This window comes from Bacillus sp. N5-665 (genome assembly GCF_022637375.2).
GTDB lineage: Bacteria > Bacillota > Bacilli > Bacillales > Bacillaceae_G > Bacillus_A > Bacillus_A wiedmannii.
Window position 1 is genome coordinate 1,209,963 of sequence record NZ_CP093325.1, and the last position, 15,177, is coordinate 1,225,139.

General features: G+C 35.4%; 23 protein-coding genes. 11 read left to right on the plus strand and 12 right to left on the minus strand.

The annotated features are described in order from the left end of the window. Positions 1-8: 8 nt before the first annotated feature. The 4 genes from MNO09_RS08680 (at position 9) to MNO09_RS08695 (ending at position 2,339) form a co-directional block, all read left to right on the plus strand. Positions 9-641, plus strand: a complete 633-nt coding sequence (locus MNO09_RS08680) for an ABC-2 transporter permease (RefSeq protein WP_001186567.1) — start codon at positions 9-11, stop codon at positions 639-641. Positions 642-672: 31 nt separating this feature from the next. Beyond that, positions 673-1,296 (plus strand): ABC-2 transporter permease, encoded by a 624-nt coding sequence (locus tag MNO09_RS08685; RefSeq protein ID WP_000595364.1) that lies wholly within the window; start codon positions 673-675, stop codon positions 1,294-1,296. A gap of 10 nt (positions 1,297-1,306) precedes the next feature. Continuing rightward, positions 1,307-1,903 carry an ABC-2 transporter permease gene (locus MNO09_RS08690; RefSeq protein WP_033657727.1) on the plus strand — a complete coding sequence of 199 codons (597 nt, stop codon included), beginning with the start codon at positions 1,307-1,309 and terminating at the stop codon, positions 1,901-1,903. 247 nt (positions 1,904-2,150) lie between these two features. Next, a complete protein-coding gene (locus MNO09_RS08695; protein WP_088107448.1) occupies positions 2,151-2,339 on the plus strand; it encodes a hypothetical protein in 189 nt (62 codons plus the stop codon). A 16-nt stretch (positions 2,340-2,355) separates the two neighbouring features. Here the strand turns inward: MNO09_RS08695 and MNO09_RS08700 are convergent, their stop codons facing one another. The 5 genes from MNO09_RS08700 to MNO09_RS08720 form a co-directional block, all read right to left on the minus strand. After that, positions 2,356-2,613, minus strand: a complete 258-nt coding sequence (locus MNO09_RS08700; RefSeq protein ID WP_000265393.1) for a DUF3975 family protein — start codon at positions 2,611-2,613, stop codon at positions 2,356-2,358. Positions 2,614-2,628: 15 nt separating this feature from the next. Further along, positions 2,629-2,943 carry a DMT family transporter gene (locus tag MNO09_RS08705; protein WP_000312623.1) on the minus strand — a complete coding sequence of 105 codons (315 nt, stop codon included), beginning with the start codon at positions 2,941-2,943 and terminating at the stop codon, positions 2,629-2,631. Between the two features lies 1 nt (position 2,944). Then, positions 2,945-3,277 (minus strand): DMT family transporter, encoded by a 333-nt coding sequence (locus tag MNO09_RS08710; protein ID WP_000312344.1) that lies wholly within the window; start codon positions 3,275-3,277, stop codon positions 2,945-2,947. Between the two features lie 71 nt (positions 3,278-3,348). Continuing rightward, the gene (locus MNO09_RS08715) at positions 3,349-3,930 is read right to left on the minus strand and encodes a TetR/AcrR family transcriptional regulator (RefSeq protein WP_002096317.1); all 582 of its coding nucleotides are present in this window, start codon (positions 3,928-3,930) and stop codon (positions 3,349-3,351) included. A gap of 98 nt (positions 3,931-4,028) precedes the next feature. Further along, positions 4,029-5,006 (minus strand): LacI family DNA-binding transcriptional regulator, encoded by a 978-nt coding sequence (locus MNO09_RS08720; RefSeq protein WP_001273971.1) that lies wholly within the window; start codon positions 5,004-5,006, stop codon positions 4,029-4,031. A gap of 381 nt (positions 5,007-5,387) precedes the next feature. On the opposite strand from MNO09_RS08720, the gene MNO09_RS08725 reads away from it, so the two are divergent. Continuing rightward, a complete protein-coding gene (locus MNO09_RS08725) occupies positions 5,388-5,924 on the plus strand; it encodes a hypothetical protein (RefSeq protein WP_033657729.1) in 537 nt (178 codons plus the stop codon). Between the two features lie 39 nt (positions 5,925-5,963). Here the strand turns inward: MNO09_RS08725 and MNO09_RS08730 are convergent, their stop codons facing one another. Next, entirely contained in the window at positions 5,964-6,347 is a 384-nt protein-coding gene (locus tag MNO09_RS08730) for a rhodanese-like domain-containing protein (RefSeq protein WP_000108656.1), read from the minus strand. Positions 6,348-6,517: 170 nt separating this feature from the next. On the opposite strand from MNO09_RS08730, the gene lipM reads away from it, so the two are divergent. Beyond that, entirely contained in the window at positions 6,518-7,354 is an 837-nt protein-coding gene (lipM, locus tag MNO09_RS08735; protein WP_000514071.1) for an octanoyltransferase LipM, read from the plus strand. A 28-nt stretch (positions 7,355-7,382) separates the two neighbouring features. Here lipM and MNO09_RS08740 read toward each other — a convergent pair whose 3' ends face one another. The 4 genes from MNO09_RS08740 to MNO09_RS08755 all read right to left on the minus strand — a co-directional run bounded on the left by MNO09_RS08740 (position 7,383) and on the right by MNO09_RS08755 (position 10,078). Next, positions 7,383-8,192 (minus strand): hypothetical protein, encoded by an 810-nt coding sequence (locus tag MNO09_RS08740; RefSeq protein ID WP_000111928.1) that lies wholly within the window; start codon positions 8,190-8,192, stop codon positions 7,383-7,385. Positions 8,193-8,392: 200 nt separating this feature from the next. Beyond that, on the minus strand, positions 8,393-9,061 hold the full coding sequence (locus MNO09_RS08745; protein WP_000136515.1) for a DUF1048 domain-containing protein: 669 nt from the start codon (positions 9,059-9,061) through the stop codon (positions 8,393-8,395). 7 nt (positions 9,062-9,068) lie between these two features. Further along, positions 9,069-9,755: a DUF1129 family protein gene (locus tag MNO09_RS08750; RefSeq protein WP_000644720.1), complete on the minus strand. Its 687-nt coding sequence runs from the start codon at positions 9,753-9,755 to the stop codon at positions 9,069-9,071. A 5-nt stretch (positions 9,756-9,760) separates the two neighbouring features. Next, complete coding sequence (locus tag MNO09_RS08755; protein ID WP_000556083.1) at positions 9,761-10,078, minus strand: PadR family transcriptional regulator; 318 nt, start codon at positions 10,076-10,078, stop codon at positions 9,761-9,763. Between the two features lie 156 nt (positions 10,079-10,234). On the opposite strand from MNO09_RS08755, the gene splB reads away from it, so the two are divergent. The 3 genes from splB to MNO09_RS08770 all read left to right on the plus strand — a co-directional run bounded on the left by splB (position 10,235) and on the right by MNO09_RS08770 (position 12,550). Further along, a complete protein-coding gene (splB, locus tag MNO09_RS08760) occupies positions 10,235-11,260 on the plus strand; it encodes a spore photoproduct lyase (protein ID WP_000802100.1) in 1,026 nt (341 codons plus the stop codon). 144 nt (positions 11,261-11,404) lie between these two features. Continuing rightward, the gene (gene mntR, locus MNO09_RS08765; protein ID WP_001143071.1) at positions 11,405-11,833 is read left to right on the plus strand and encodes a transcriptional regulator MntR; all 429 of its coding nucleotides are present in this window, start codon (positions 11,405-11,407) and stop codon (positions 11,831-11,833) included. Positions 11,834-11,887: 54 nt separating this feature from the next. After that, on the plus strand, positions 11,888-12,550 hold the full coding sequence (locus tag MNO09_RS08770; RefSeq protein ID WP_000643917.1) for an HAD family hydrolase: 663 nt from the start codon (positions 11,888-11,890) through the stop codon (positions 12,548-12,550). Here MNO09_RS08770 and MNO09_RS08775 read toward each other — a convergent pair. Beyond that, positions 12,547-12,948, minus strand: coding sequence for an SA1362 family protein (locus MNO09_RS08775; RefSeq protein WP_001014468.1), 402 nt, complete (start codon positions 12,946-12,948; stop codon positions 12,547-12,549). The genes MNO09_RS08770 and MNO09_RS08775 overlap by 4 nt on opposite strands. 79 nt (positions 12,949-13,027) lie before the next feature. Continuing rightward, the gene (locus MNO09_RS08780; RefSeq protein ID WP_000807116.1) at positions 13,028-13,948 is read right to left on the minus strand and encodes a DUF1385 domain-containing protein; all 921 of its coding nucleotides are present in this window, start codon (positions 13,946-13,948) and stop codon (positions 13,028-13,030) included. 244 nt (positions 13,949-14,192) lie between these two features. Between MNO09_RS08780 and MNO09_RS08785 the strand changes: the two genes are divergently transcribed. Together MNO09_RS08785 and aroQ are read left to right on the plus strand one after the other, a co-directional pair. After that, the gene (locus tag MNO09_RS08785) at positions 14,193-14,681 is read left to right on the plus strand and encodes a YqhR family membrane protein (RefSeq protein WP_000076890.1); all 489 of its coding nucleotides are present in this window, start codon (positions 14,193-14,195) and stop codon (positions 14,679-14,681) included. Positions 14,682-14,733: 52 nt separating this feature from the next. Further along, positions 14,734-15,174 (plus strand): type II 3-dehydroquinate dehydratase, encoded by a 441-nt coding sequence (aroQ, locus tag MNO09_RS08790; protein ID WP_000757084.1) that lies wholly within the window; start codon positions 14,734-14,736, stop codon positions 15,172-15,174. The last annotated feature ends 3 nt before the right edge of the window (positions 15,175-15,177 follow it).

Consider the following 15,177-nt stretch of genomic DNA (forward strand, 5'->3'; position numbering starts at 1 on the left):
GAATTCATATGCAACAGTTGATTTTGAAGGAGTTTTTCTTACAGAAGAAGATGTTTCCTTTCTATTTTTTAATACCTATTTTATCTGTTTTTAGAAATTCCATAGAACCGATGGGGATTGCAATAGGATTATTTATAACATGTAGTACGATTATATATATTTCTTTTTATTATGAAGAAAAAAGTAAAACAGAAAAAGTATTAGTGAGTTTGCCTATAATGAGAAAAGAGATAGTTATAGCTAAATATATTTCAAGCACATTATTTATTATAGTCGGTTTGAGTATAACTTCTATAGTCGTAATATTAGGAAATATTTTGTTGAACAGAGATATAGTTATTCCTGGATATGCAATATTTTCAGCAATAGTAGCAACTTTAATTTATTGTGTAGTAACGATACCTGCTAATTACATTGGGGGATATAAAGCTATTACTGTCTTGAATGTGATTATGCTATTTCCTCTAATGGGTATGATTGGTCTTATGTGCAATATTTTTGGTGATAAAACAATTATGTTAAAAGTACTCCACTCTCAAGAGGCTACACTAGCAATGAGTGTTCTTGGTATCGGAGTGTTAGTAAGTATAGTCATGTCAATGTTTCTCTCAATGAAAATGTTTCAGGAGGCAGAGTTATAGAAGGGACATTTTCATATTAGGAGGGTAAAACATGATCAAGCAATTAGTCTTAAAAGATATGATGTTGCAAAGAAAGTTAGGGTTTGCTTATCTTATATGTTTGTTTTTCCTTGCTATTGTTGATTTTCGTAGTGATAGTTTCCTTATGACGATTAGTGTATCTATACCTTTTCTTGGTATGGTACTGTCAATGAGTTATGAGGGGAAAAATAAAAGTGAGATGATAGTAAATAGTTTGCCGTTTGAGCGTAAAGAAATTGTCATAGCAAAATACATATTTGTAAGTATTTTAGTTGTTTTAGGTGGGATTTTCTCACTTGTAGTTGGTTTAATTCAGTTACAAAATGAACATATAACTGTATTTATGCTATGGGGAGAGATTCTTGGCGGAATAACGGGAGGATTGGTTTATAGCATGATTGTACTCCTAATCGAATTTTCAGTAGGATATAGCAGTGCAAAACAAATTGCTCCTTTCATCGGAATTGCATTTGGGTATTTAAGTGGATTGATTGTAAGTAACGTATGGTTAGATGTAGAGAATGCTTGCAACACGAGTCTAGTCGTAAATATTTGTTTTATAGCAGGACTCCTTCTTTTATATGTTATGTCTATGTTTTTCTCAATTCATTTGTACAATGAACGTGATTTATAAGGAGGGAGCGATTGTGAAGCAACTTATAATAAAAGACTTTATCGTGCAATGGAAATTTTTAATTTGGTACATACTGTATCCTGTTTTCTTTTATATGGCCGTAACAGATACGGAAAATCTGTTCATAATTATGTCAGTAATTTTTACAATTGGGGCAACAGTAAAAACATTTGAAGCAGATAGTAAAAATGAGAGTGAAGTTATAGTAAATAGTTTACCAATATTGAGAAAACAAATTGTGTATGCGAAATATATAGTAGCAATTATTACTCTTTTTATAAGCGTAACGGTTGGTTGTTTCACGATGGGAATGAAGAGTGGGGGTAACCTATTTGAATTTATTGAAACGACAATGCTTGCTAGTATTAGCTTTATTTTAATGTATTTAAGTTTTGTTTTACCAATATCGTTTTGGTTAGCGTATAAAAAAACTATTTTTATTGCGATTTTTATACTAATAGCACCTATGGCTGTTTCTTCTATTTTCTTTGGAATCAACCTAGAACAAATTCAGCTATATAACAGCTTGTTATTCATCGGTTCCATATGCATGTTCATAGCATCTATCTTCGTTTCAGTGAAATTGTATGAGAAGAGAGAATTTTAAAAGGTGCCTTATATAAGGCACCTTCTTCAATAACGACAATATGAAAGTAAGAGTTTATAAACAGAGAGGCTATTCGGTACAACATCTTTCGGAGTATGTAATATAAAGCTGAAAATGATAACGAGAATGAGAAAGAGGAAAAATAAAAATAGGATCTGCTTATGTATAGAATTTTGCATAGTATTCACTCCTTTTTTAGGTAGTATGTCCAAAGGAAAGGAGTGTATGAAAAATGTTAGGAGGGAGAATGATGAACAAAAGAAAATGGTTATATAGAATAGGGATATTTTTATTTTCAATCGGTCTCATATTAGCAAATTTTTATGCAGATATACCATCGCCATTTCCTAATTTGCATAAAGGGATTGGTATAAGCATTGTCATAGTTGGTCTTTTTTGTCTTATCACATCAAACTTCTACAGAAAGTCTGAATGAATATAAAAAAGGACAGTTACTCTTTTTCAGAAGTACTGTCCTTTTTAAATAATTTATTCCATAGTTTGGCGATACTCCATATAATGACGATTGCAATGGAGGCAATAATGGACCAAACAATAGATGCAATTTCAAGTGCCATGTTAGGAAGAAATGTAAGAATGGATACGACTCTATGAAACAACCATTCTATTATATGAAAACTGATTTGCAATAGAATGACGATCCCGAGTGTAATCCATGCTAACATTTGTTTTCCTTTTTCTTTCCACATGACAGTCACCTCACGTTAGCTTAATAGTTTTAAGCCAACAGCGCCGCATAGAATGCAACTTAAGAAGGCAAGACGACGCCAATCCGCTGATTCGCGGAAAATAAGAATACCTAGAAGTGCACTTCCCGCAGTTCCGATTCCAGTCCAAATCGCGTAAGCAGTTCCCATCGGTAACGTGTTCATCGCAAGAGATAAGAAGAAGAAACTTACGCCGAAGTTAGCAATTAAAATAACTTTTGGTGCCCAGCCTTTCTTTTCAGTGGCTACTTTCATAAAGAGTACACCAATAATTTCACAAATACCAGCTAGAATTAAAAATACCCAAGCCATTTTATGCGGCCTCCTTCGCTTCTTTTTCTTCTGTTACTCGTTTTAAACCAATTACGCCAAAGAAGATTAAACCAATTAATAATACTTTTACAATAGAGAAAGGTTCTCCGAAGACGAAAATCTCTGTAAGAACGATTCCGCCAGCTCCAATTCCTGTGAAGACTGCGTATACAGTGCCGACAGGTAAATCTTTATAAGCTCTAAATAATAAGACGAAACTAATTGTAATTAATAGCGCAACACCAGCCCATTCAAGTGGTGCCTCCGCTTTTTTTAGTCCAATCACCCAAAAGATTTCAATAATACCAGCTATGATTACATAAATCCATGCCATATGTCATTTCTCCTTCCTACCAGTCGTTAGGTAAAGGGCTTAAAAACGACGCATTGCAAAGGAGCAATCCGTCAGTTTGAAAGGCCTCGCCAAAATACTTGCCAAGAGGCGTTTAAACGAGTCTCAAAGCGATTTAAACCTGCGAATAGTAGTTCAACCATAAGTCCGTCTAGTAAGCATAGAAAGGCTTCTAGAGCGTCTTCTACTTCAATGTTATGCAGTTCACTTTGCTCGTTTGCCCGTTTAAATATAGGGAATAAAAGTTTTCCGACGTTCTCAATGTGTGTATTCGCTTTTTCGATAATTTGTTCGCGAAATGCATCGGGCGGAAAATAAGAAGTTCGTAACCAAAACATTGATTCTTCGCTTTCACCAAATCGTTTTGCATAGCCCTTTAGTAACTGTAAGAGCGATTCTTCAGTAGACGAATTTGAAAAATTTTTGATATCGTCTGTGAAGCTTTGTAAATCTTTTTGAAGAGCGGATTCTAAGCATATAAAATATAGCTCTTCTTTTCCTTTAAAGTGTGCGTAAATCGATGGTTTTTTAATCCCAACTTCTTGAGCAATATTTGCTAATGAAGTTCCTTCGTAGCCGTAGCGTGCGAAATGAGAAAGTGCTACAGCTTTAATGCGGTTTGCTGTCATTTTCATCCCCTACCTACCGTTCGTTAGGTTTATTATATGAGATGGAAAATATAAAGTCAATAGGTGAAGAGCTGAAAAAGAGCGCTACAGGTAACGCTCTTTTTTTAGACAGTATCTCGCCCAATTAAATGGAATGAAAGCTCTTCTGCCTTCCCAGCAATTTGCTCGCTTTGGATTTGTTTATGGAATAAAGAAAAAGCATGTGAGCCCATTGCGAGACCGGGGTGTTCAATTGTGGAAATTTCTAACGCCTTTGAAATTTCATGATTATCAAATCCAAGGATAGCAAGTTCTTCAGGGACTCGAATGCCATATTTTCGCGCCTCTGTTAATAAACCAGCTGCAACTTGATCGTTCGCTGTAAAAATAGCGGTTGGGCGATTTTTCATGTTTAAAATGCGATGAAGTATTTTTGCACCATCCTGCATCGTATAGCATTGATGAAAAATCCAATCTGGATGTACCGTTTTACCTTCGTTATGCAGCGTATCAGCAAATGCTTTTTCGCGCTCTATAGAATTTGCACTCGTTTTTCTTGCTAAACAGATTCCGATTTTTTCATGGCCTTTACTGAGTAAATAGGCAGTGCCGAGACGGAAGCCTTCATAGTGATCTACGTAGACGGATGAAATGAGGGGATGCTTTATCTTTTCACATGAAATAATAGGGGCAAATTTTGCGAAAGGTTCAATTTGTTCCCAAGAACTCGTTCGAGAGCAAATAATCATTCCATCGAATTGTTTCATTTTCATCATTTCAAGAACACGAATCTCTTCGAGGCTATCGTAATTTGTTTGACATAAATTAATGTGATATCCAGCTGCTAACGCTTCGTTTCCGATTCCTTCAATAATTGTACTGAAGTATGGAAGATTAATGAAAGGGAGCATAACCCCGATTGTATATGTTTTTCCCTTTATTAAATGAATAGCATTTATATTTTTTGCATAGTTCAATTCTTCAACAGCATCTAGAACACGCTTACGTTTTTCTTCTTTTACGTAAGGGTGATTATTAAGGACGCGGGAAACAGTTGATATGGATACACCAGCGGTTTTTGCAATTTGTTTTATATTGGCCATATGTATCACCTCTTTCCTTTATTATAAAGGGAAAATAATAAGAATGAAAAAATCTTGACCTGAAAAGCTTTTCACAAACTATGTTATAAACATGACTTCTGTTATTCGCGTAACCTTTTTAGTTGAGCGTGAGAATGATGGGGGTCTTTTTTGCGTCTATAAAAGAATTTTTGTCAAAATGTGTGAGAATAACGTGGAAAGTTTTCAAAGGGGGAGTTTGTAAATGAGGCGAATATGAATAGCATACAAAGTGAAACTTTAATCAGTCGGGCATGTCCCGCGGATTATTAGCTCCACCAATCGGGCATTAACGTTTTATTCATAAAGAGAGCGGTATGAAGAAAGGGCGGAAACAAATTGAAAAAAAGAATCATTTGTTTCGTGTTTTCTAGTCTAGTGCTAAGTTCATGTTCGTTTCAGCAAACGATGCAAGAAGAAAAAAATTTTGTGGGAACAACAGGGGGAGCGATGGATCGTGTTACGGATCCTATTCCGCTAAAGGAGCTTCCGAAATATTTTCCAGTGAAATTTAAAGTTCCGGCGTTTTTACCGTATGACATTACGAGTGATGTGAAGGGGGAAGTTAGAGCGATTGGGAAAAAGAACGCTGTCTTAATGATTAAATATAAACAGCGGGAGCCAGGTAGAAATGAGTATATTGAGTTAAATGTTGCGAACTTTCCTTATAGTTTTCCGGATCTCGTGGAAGAGAAGCGATTTCAAGAACAAATGAAATTGAATAGTGGAGCATTCGCTTATTTTAAAAATAAGGATGACTCTGGGCGAGGAGATGAATTCGCTACGCTTATTTGGAAAGAGAAAGGACTTGAATATCAGCTGCTGTATCGTAATGTGCAAGAGAATGATAAAGATGTGATTAAGCAAAATTTAGTATACATTGCGAATAATATGGAATGAAAAAACTAGCTGAATGATTCAGCTAGTTTTTGTATGTTATTATTTCTTTTTAATTTTTCCAGTCCACGTTTTGAATCCACCTTGTAACTGGTAGAAATCTTTGTAGCCTTGTTTCTTTAAGTATTGAGCTGCACGACCAGTACGAAATCCGCTTTGGCAGTATAAGTAAACTGGTTGATCTTTGCGAAGTTCTTTATGACGAAGGCGAATTTGTGATAATGGAATGTTACGTGCGCCTAAAATATGTCCTGCAGTATATTCGTCTGCTTCGCGAATATCGATAAGCTGTGCTTTGCGGTAGCCAGCGCGAAACTCTTCTTCTGAAAGTGTTTTAATTAATTTTCTCTGATAGAAATACATCCATACAGTGTAGCCGATGAACGCTACGATTACGGCTAATAAAATAATCCAAGTTGTTGACACGGTTCTATCGCTCCCTTTTTTCTTATCCTACTTTCAATATTATAATGCCCGTATGTATTTATGCAACAGATTCATTTGCATATAAGAAGAAATTTCGTATTCTTTCACAAATTTTGTCGAATTTGGTAGACTAGAGAATGTGAAAAATAATTGGTTATATGAGGTGCAGGATGGGAAAAGAAAAATGGTGTTATATTAACTCTGGTCAATGTTCACCGGCATTTAATATGGCGTTAGATGAATGTTTATTAAATTGGCAAAGTGAAAAGAAAATGCCACCAACCATTCGTTTTTATGAATGGGAAGTACCAACATTAACAGTTGGGTATTTCCAGCGTGTTGAAAAAGATATTAATATGGATGTAGTTAACGAAAAGAAATATGGATTCGTTCGTCGTCAAACAGGCGGCAGGGGTGTACTACATGATAAAGAATTAACGTACAGTGTTATTGTGTCTGAAGATCATCCAAATATGCCAAAAACAGTTACAGAAGCGTATCGTATTATTTCGCAAGGTTTATTAGACGGTTTTAAGGCATTAGGATTAGAAGCATATTATGCAGTTCCAAAAACAGAAGCAGACCGTGAAAATTTAAAAAATCCACGTTCAGGCGTATGCTTTGATGCACCATCTTGGTATGAAATTGTAGTAGAAGGAAGAAAAATCGCAGGTAGTGCTCAAACACGTCAAAAAGGTGTGATTTTACAGCACGGATCGATTCCGTTAGAAATAGATTTAGATGAATTATACGATCTGTTTTTATTCCCGAATGAACGTGTAAAAGAGCGTATGAAGAGTATGTTCTCTTCTAAAGCGGTAGCAATTAATGAATTAACAGACCGTACGTTTACAATCGAACAGTTAATTAAAGCGTTTGAGGTTGGGTTTGAAAAAGGATTAGATGTAGAGCTTGTTCCGTATGAATTAACAGAAGAACAGTTACATGAAGTGCAAACATTAGCAAAAGAGAAGTATGAAAGTAAGGAATGGAATTATAAAAAATAAGAGGTGGCAATTGCCACCTCTTATTTTTTTATAGTAAATTAAGTACTTTTTCTACTTTGATTCCTTTATCTTGTAAAGAACGAAGGCGATTTACAACGTCCATAATTTCTTTGTCAAATGTGACGCTAATACCTTGGCTTTGTAGTTCTTGTTTTAAGCTTTCAATAGAATCATCTATGTCGATGCCAAGCTCGTAATCTTGACAAACTTCAATTGTCTTTTTCACGAGTTTCACATAATTTTCTTGTAGTTTTGTATTTGTTTCAGTCAAAGCAGGTTGCTTCGGTTTTGCAGGCGCGACCGGTGCTGTCTCTTGCTTTGTAACTGGAGTTGGTACTGCTTTTTTCACAGGTGCTGGAGTAGATAATTCCACAGCAGCTTCTACACTTACTGGCTTCGGTGTTGGTACCGGAGTAGGTTTAGGTGCTGCAGGTGTTTCTACTCGCGTAACAGGTTTTGGAGCCGGTGTAACTGCTTTTGGAGCTTCTACAACAGTTTCTTCTTGCTCAGCAGCTTCTTTATTCTCTTTGCTCCACATAACGCGTTCAACTTCTAGAGAAACATTGTTTTTGTTCATCGCTGTTAATGTAACTTTACCAACTTCAGCGTTTCCAGTGAAATCAACAATTTTATAAATAACACTCTTGTTCCAATCCACGTTTCCGCTCAAAAATAATTCTTCGTTACATTTCGGCGTTAAGCCCTCGATTTTAATTTCTGCGTTTACACCGTTTTCACTATATACCATAATTAGCGAAGCATTTACATCTTCGTCTGCTAACATTAGTTCACGTACCATTTTGCCGGTGCGTACTTGCGTTTTCTTCTTAACTGACATCTAATTTCTCCTCTCAAAAATTCAGTAATAATAAAAAAATCGTATAACGAAAAATAATTGCTCACGAAGATTTATGATACCGATAATAAAAGCATCACGTCAACAATTAACTTTAATTATTTTGCATTTTTCTTATTTTCTTTATGAAATTTTTCAATTTGTAAAATTAGACAGAAGAAAAACAGCCTTTTGAAAGGCTGTTAAAATTTAGATGTTTTATATAAAAATTTGTACAAAATATAAAAAGAAAGTGTAACAAGAGCACCTTGCCAAATAGATAAATTATAAAATAAGTACGGTTTCGTTTTAAAAAATACGTTTAAAAAAACTGATAAGACAAAAGGTACGAATACTGATAATAAGAGAATTGCTTTTTGTTTCCAGGAAACCAGTATTGTAAAAGAAAAACGTCTAAACAAGGAAAAAGTTATGAAAGCACTAATTGTTAAAACGATAGCAGATAATATTGTTCCAGGAATACTAAATGGAATTCCTGAAGTGTTTGTATCTGAAAATAGTTTTTGCATAAGAGTACTGAATGTATCGTATCCAATTTGAATAGCTAATAATAAACTAACTGCAAATCCAATAACGGCAGCTTGTTGGAGAGAATTTTGATGTTCTGAAGAGCTAATCAATTCATCGCAGTAAGTTTTTAAATCTTCCCCGAAAATATCATGTGCATTTTTACCGTCTTCTTGCGCTTCTAAAAGATGATCCAATATTTCTAAAAGTAATTCCTCCATTTGCTTTTGAGGAACGCTAGTAAGGCGTAAATAAATAAGCATATCACCATAAACAGCTTCGTTTTCAGCTGTTAATAAATTTCTTTTTTCATTGTTTAACTTAATCAATTCTTTTTCAGTCATCGTATCGTCACTCCTTTTTAAAGGCTAAATATTCTTTTTTGAAGAAGATTTTGTATAGTGCATAGCAAGAGATGGCAAGTAAAGTGCCGATCCAAGGTGAGATTTGTAATGTAGTATAGGGCTGTTTAATAAATAAAAAGGAAATACCGATTAATAGTATCCATAGGCTATGGCGTATTAAAAAACTGCCTATATGCCTCCAAATAGTTGTTTTGTTTTTAAATAAATCAATGTTAATAAAGTCGAAAACAAAACGTATGATGAGATGTATGGACAGTATAAATGCGAGCAGATAAATGAAATCAATGTGTACAAATTTAAAACGTGCTTCATTTGAAAATAGGGGGAATACCAATGCAATTACGGAAGAAATAGCAAAGTATATTGCTAACAGATAACTAGTTATAAATAAAGGAATCGATAATTGTTCCCATAAACTTGGCTTCGGTAGAGCAGCAATTAGTTCGTCACAGTATGCCTGTAAGTCGTCGCCAAAAATATCATAAGCACTTTTTTCTTCTTGCTGGGCTTCAATAAGATGATCTAGAATTTCAATTAGTAGTTCTTCCGCGTGGTACTCTGGCACTTTAGCTAAGCGGATGTATATTAACATGTCGCTATAGGCGTTTTCATTTTTCTTAGTTAATAATTTACGCTTTTGGTTATTTAGTTCGATTAAATCTTTCGCCTTCATTCCTATCACTCCCCTTGTAATAAGTTGTTTACGGTTGTTGAAACCATTCCCCAACTTTGTTTAAACTCTTCAAGCTGCTCTAATCCTTTGTCGGTTACGTGATAATATTTTCGCTTTGGACCGAGTGAGGAAGCTTTTAATGTTCCTTCAATCAATTTTTCTTTTTGCATACGTAACAATAACGGATATATGCTTCCTTCACTTACGAATGTAAATCCGTGTTTATTTAATTTTGTACTCAGTTCATATCCGTACACTTCTTCTTGTGAAATGATGTATAGGATGCAACCTTCGAGCACACCTTTTAACATTTGGCTGTGCATGATTTCACCACCTTTTACTCAGGTAACTTGCGTTGCAAGGTAGCTGTTATCCAAATTATAACATTCAGTAACTTGCAACGCAAGTTACTGAAGTGGAAAACTTTAATGAGTGTTAATTCTTCATCGTTTCCCATACTAACGAGAGGAGGGAAGCATATGAAACCATTTATGCCAAAACTCGTTTACTTTGAACCGAAGGCACTCGAATATCCGCTTGGAAAAGAGCTGTATGAGAAGTTTACGAAGATGGGATTAGAAATTCGTGAAACGACATCCCATAATCAAATTAGAAATTTGCCAGGTGAAAATGATTTGCAAAAGTATCGTAATGCAAAGGCAACACTTGTCGTTGGGGTGAGGAAAACATTAAAGTTTGATACGTCAAAACCGTCAGCTGAATATGCAATCCCGCTCGCAACGGGGTGTATGGGACATTGTCATTATTGCTATTTGCAAACGACACTTGGGAGTAAGCCTTACGTTCGCGTGTATGTCAATCTTGATGAAATATTTGAGAAGGCAAAGCAGTATATGGATGAAAGAGCACCAGAAATAACAAGGTTTGAAGCGGCTTGTACATCAGATATTGTTGGAATTGATCATTTAACACATGCATTAAAGCGGGCGATTGAATTCATTGGAGAAAGTGAGCATGGGCGTTTACGTTTCGTTACGAAATATTCGCACGTTGATCATTTATTAGATGCAAAACATAATGGGAAAACTCGTTTTCGATTTAGTATTAATTCACGGTATGTAATCAAAAATTTTGAGCCGGGGACATCACCTTTTGAAGAACGAATTGAAGCGGCTCGTAAAGTAGCAGGTGCGGGTTATCCACTTGGGTTTATAGTTGCACCACTTTATATGCATGAAGGATGGGAAGAAGGATATCGTGAACTATTTGAGCGACTGTACAATGCGCTAAAAGATTTGTCGATACCGAATTTAACATTTGAATTAATTCAACATCGCTTTACAAAACCAGCAAAAAAGGTCATTCAAGAGCGTTATCCGAATACGAAGCTTGAAATGGATGAAGAGAAGCGCAAATATAAATGGGGACGATATGGCATCGGGAAATACGTATATAAAAAAGATGATGCAGAAGTATTGGAAGAAACGATTAGAGGATATATTCATCACTTTTTTCCTAACGCAGAAATTCAATATTTTACATGAAAAGAACTTGTATTGGAATGCAAGTTCTTTTTTCTTTTAAATATTTAGGCTTGTTTTCAACTTGTCACGTTATTCTTTCTGGTGTATCATTTTATTGATTGCTTCGTACGGAATGAGCAAAATGAAATTGGATGGAGGAAACCGATGCCTACCCCTAGTATGGAAGATTATATTGAACAAATTTATTTGTTGATTGATGAAAAGGGTTATGCCCGCGTATCTGATATTGCTGAAGCGCTGAGTGTACATCCATCCTCTGTAACGAAAATGGTGCAAAAATTAGACAAAGATGAATATCTAATTTATGAAAAATATAGAGGGCTTGTATTAACATCAAAAGGTAAAAAAATCGGAGAACGTCTCGTATATCGTCATGACTTGCTAGAGCAATTTATGCGTATTATCGGTTTGGATGAAAGTAAAATTTACAATGATGTAGAAGGAATTGAACATCATTTAAGTTGGGAAGCAATTGACCGCATTGGTGATCTAGTGCAATATTTTGAACAAGATGAGGTTCGAGTGGAAACACTTCGTGGCGTTCAAAAAGCAAATGAAGAGAAAAGTAATTAAGGGGGAACGTATGTCGTTTCCTTTTTTATTTCAACCGAAAAGGATGGGGAAATTATGAAAGCAATTATTTTTGATTTTGATGGATTAATTGTAGACACAGAAACAATATGGTTTCACTCTTTCAGAGACGCTGTTCGTGAGTACGGTGGGGAGTTACCTTTAGCGGAATTTGCGAAATGTATTGGAACGACAGACGATGTGCTTTACGCATATTTAAATGAGCAATTAAAAGAGAAGTTTAACAAGGATGCATTAAAAGAAAAAGTGAAAACTTTACATAAAGAGAAAATGAAAATACCAGAAGCTCGTGACGGGGTAAAAGAATATTTAGAGGAAGCGAAAGAAATGGGATTGAAAATCGCATTAGCTTCCAGTTCATCTAGAGAATGGGTTACTTCTTTTTTGGAAGAGCTACAAATTCGAGATTATTTTGAAGTCATTAAAACAAGGGAAGATGTTGAGAAGGTAAAACCGGATCCAGCACTTTATCGAATTGCGATAGAAGATTTAGGAATTGATCCGTCTGAAGCTGTTGTATTTGAAGACTCGTTAAACGGATTAAAAGCAGCGATTGCAGCAGGATTAAAGTGCGTTGTTGTACCTAATGATGTGACAAGGAATTTACCATTTGAAAATCATCACCTTCGAATTGAAAGTATGAAAGATAAAAGTTTGAAAGAAGTACTGCAAAATATAAAAAAAGACCGTATTTCCTAAAAGGAAGCACGGTCTTTCTTTTTGTTTTTTTTACCTTCAATGACAGTTAAATGAGATTGTTTTCTTTTTCGCTTCAAAGTGGAAGGAGCGCCTTTCTTACCTTTGTCATTAGAAGCGTTGGATTTCAAGAAAGAATTGCTTAGGGGTGCTACATTTTGTTTCTTATGTTTGCGGTTCGATTGTTTCGCTGCACGCTTATAAGAGCTTTGCGAATTTGCAGAACCACTAGAATTTGTAAACATCTTGTATAGCAAATAAAAGATACCGACAACAAGTAACATGTACCCGATATTTCTTAATACACCCATTGGATTTGTAATGACAGATGAAACAAGGCCGAATATTGCTAATCCGATAATAAGCATAACTATAGCGAATGTAAACGAACGACCGTTCATAAGGGACACCTCCTAAAAACATATATTAAAATTAGTATATTAACGATGAGGAAAGGAGTTGAACACCAATTTTAAATAATTATTGTTTGTTTTCTAAACGTAATAATTCTTCAAACGATGCAATGGCTACTTCCACTTGATCATCTGTTGGTTCTTTCGTTGTTAATAGTTGCAGCCATAATCCGGGATATCCAAGTATGCGTAATACTGGAATATCGCGTAATCGATTTGTAAATTGTAACACTTCAAAAGAAATGCCGAGAACGACTGGAATTAATAAAATTCGGTTTACGACTCTGGCCCAAAGTGGGTCTGTAGGGACAAGGAAATAAACAAACATTCCAATAATGACTGTAAATATAATAAAACTACTGCCACAGCGATAATGAAGGCGAGTTTGTTTTTGAACATTTTCTACAGTCATTGGAAGATTATTCTCATAGGCATTAATTACTTTATGCTCCGCACCATGGTACTGAAATACCCGCTTAATAAGTGGGGTTAAAGAAATAAAGTATATATAGCTCAATAATAGCATGAGCTTAATGACACTTTCGACAATGATTTGCCCTGTATGAGAAGGGAAAATCGGTCTCGTTAATTCAGCTAGTAGTGCAGGAACTGCTGTGAAAATGACTTTACCGAATATGAAAGATAAAACGCCAACTGCTGCAACTCCTAATACCATCGTTAATTTCGATTGTTCTTCTTTGTTATTTGCGATTTGTTCGTCTTCTTCTGGGTGGACATCAAATCGTTCTGAAGCAAAGTTTAAATGTTTTGCTCCATTCGCACTTGCATCCACAATAGCGGCAATCCCTCGTAAAAATGGAATTTTTTTCAGGATAGATAATGCTTTATTACGAACGCGTGGTAATCGATAAAATTCAATCGATTTATCTTTACGACGAACCGCTGTAACAGTATATTCTCTACCGCCAAACATAACTCCTTCTATGACTGCTTGCCCGCCATATATTTGTTTTGACTCTTCTGCCATGTTAACACCAACCTGTATTTGTTTCTCTCTTATGTAGAAAAAGAGGCAATTGTCATACTGGGTTCTGTCATTTTGAAATAAGACAATCACCGAGTTTCCTTTATTTTATCGACAAATACAAGTATATGACAAGGAAAAATGTTACGAGAGTCGGACATTTCTTATTCTTTTTATAGACAAATTTCGCAGTATTTAAACATGGTTCAAAATAGTTTCGGGCATACTATTGAGCGGAGGTGTCGATGTGAGTCAAGAACAATTAGGAACAAGGAATTTTGTACAAATTGGTTTATTTGGTGGAATCTTTTGGGGAGGGATATGGTATTTCCTTCATATATTTTCATTTACGGAAGCAGGACCGAACTATTTACTTTTACCATTTGCCTTTGGAAGCTGGAAAGAAGGGGTATGGGGCAATGTGTCAGGAATTGTTTGTATGGGACTACTTTCGATTTTAATTGCCTTTTTGTATAAAGCGTTTTTGGCAAAGTTTGAAGGAATTATTCCAGGGATGATTTATGGGCTATTTTGGTGGGCGTTACTATTTTTCGGAATGGGATTAATAGCGCCTGCCATTAAAAGTGCACTCCATTTACCGAAAGAAACAATTGTGACGACGATATGTATTTTTATATTGTATGGTGTGTTTATAGCATACTCTGTTTCCTACGCAGTAAATACCAATAAAGCTGAGCGAGAAGGGGAAGAGAAGACAAACTATTCAAATAAGTGACTCCTATGTTAAAATGTTGTATAGATATTTAATATTAAGGAGTTTTAAACATATGAAAAAGGTACTCCTCGTAAACGGTCCTAACCTAAATCGCCTCGGTGTCAGGGAGGTAAATGTATATGGAAAGGGCACGCTAGCGACACTTGAAGCAGATATGAAGCAAGAAGCAGAAAAAATGGGAGTGGAGTTAGAATGTTTCCAATCGAATCATGAAGGTGCGATTATCGATCGTATTCATGAGGCGGAAGATATATATGAAGGGATCATTTTAAATCCTGGAGCATTTACGCATTATAGCTATGCGATTCGAGATGCAATTGCGAGCATTTCGATTCCTGTTATTGAAGTACATATTTCTAACATTCACCAGCGTGAGTCGTTCCGTCACGAATCTGTGACGGCAGCTGTTTGTGCGGGACAAATTGTTGGATTTGGTTTTTATGGCTATAAGTTAGCGTTATTTGCATTAATGGAGAAATTGAGGGAGGCATAAAGT

Excerpts from the sequence above, each read along its gene's own strand:
- MNO09_RS08700 (WP_000265393.1), bottom strand. The coding sequence starts at position 2,613 with ATGTGGAAAGAAAAAGGAAAACAAATGTTAGCATGGATTACACTCGGG.
- MNO09_RS08745 (WP_000136515.1), bottom strand. The coding sequence starts at position 9,061 with ATGACTGAAAAAGAATTGATTAAGTTAAACAATGAAAAAAGAAATTTA.
- lipM (WP_000514071.1), top strand. The coding sequence starts at position 6,518 with ATGGGAAAAGAAAAATGGTGTTATATTAACTCTGGTCAATGTTCACCG.
- MNO09_RS08720 (WP_001273971.1), bottom strand. The coding sequence starts at position 5,006 with ATGGCCAATATAAAACAAATTGCAAAAACCGCTGGTGTATCCATATCA.
- MNO09_RS08680 (WP_001186567.1), top strand. The coding sequence starts at position 9 with ATGCAACAGTTGATTTTGAAGGAGTTTTTCTTACAGAAGAAGATGTTT.
- MNO09_RS08775 (WP_001014468.1), bottom strand. The coding sequence starts at position 12,948 with ATGAACGGTCGTTCGTTTACATTCGCTATAGTTATGCTTATTATCGGA.
- MNO09_RS08740 (WP_000111928.1), bottom strand. The coding sequence starts at position 8,192 with ATGTCAGTTAAGAAGAAAACGCAAGTACGCACCGGCAAAATGGTACGT.
- aroQ (WP_000757084.1), top strand. The coding sequence starts at position 14,734 with ATGAAAAAGGTACTCCTCGTAAACGGTCCTAACCTAAATCGCCTCGGT.
- MNO09_RS08715 (WP_002096317.1), bottom strand. The coding sequence starts at position 3,930 with ATGAAAATGACAGCAAACCGCATTAAAGCTGTAGCACTTTCTCATTTC.
- MNO09_RS08755 (WP_000556083.1), bottom strand. The coding sequence starts at position 10,078 with ATGCACAGCCAAATGTTAAAAGGTGTGCTCGAAGGTTGCATCCTATAC.
- mntR (WP_001143071.1), top strand. The coding sequence starts at position 11,405 with ATGCCTACCCCTAGTATGGAAGATTATATTGAACAAATTTATTTGTTG.
- splB (WP_000802100.1), top strand. The coding sequence starts at position 10,235 with ATGAAACCATTTATGCCAAAACTCGTTTACTTTGAACCGAAGGCACTC.
- MNO09_RS08685 (WP_000595364.1), top strand. The coding sequence starts at position 673 with ATGATCAAGCAATTAGTCTTAAAAGATATGATGTTGCAAAGAAAGTTA.
- MNO09_RS08780 (WP_000807116.1), bottom strand. The coding sequence starts at position 13,948 with ATGGCAGAAGAGTCAAAACAAATATATGGCGGGCAAGCAGTCATAGAA.
- MNO09_RS08695 (WP_088107448.1), top strand. The coding sequence starts at position 2,151 with ATGATGAACAAAAGAAAATGGTTATATAGAATAGGGATATTTTTATTT.
- MNO09_RS08750 (WP_000644720.1), bottom strand. The coding sequence starts at position 9,755 with ATGAAGGCGAAAGATTTAATCGAACTAAATAACCAAAAGCGTAAATTA.
- MNO09_RS08770 (WP_000643917.1), top strand. The coding sequence starts at position 11,888 with ATGAAAGCAATTATTTTTGATTTTGATGGATTAATTGTAGACACAGAA.
- MNO09_RS08710 (WP_000312344.1), bottom strand. The coding sequence starts at position 3,277 with ATGGCATGGATTTATGTAATCATAGCTGGTATTATTGAAATCTTTTGG.
- MNO09_RS08705 (WP_000312623.1), bottom strand. The coding sequence starts at position 2,943 with ATGGCTTGGGTATTTTTAATTCTAGCTGGTATTTGTGAAATTATTGGT.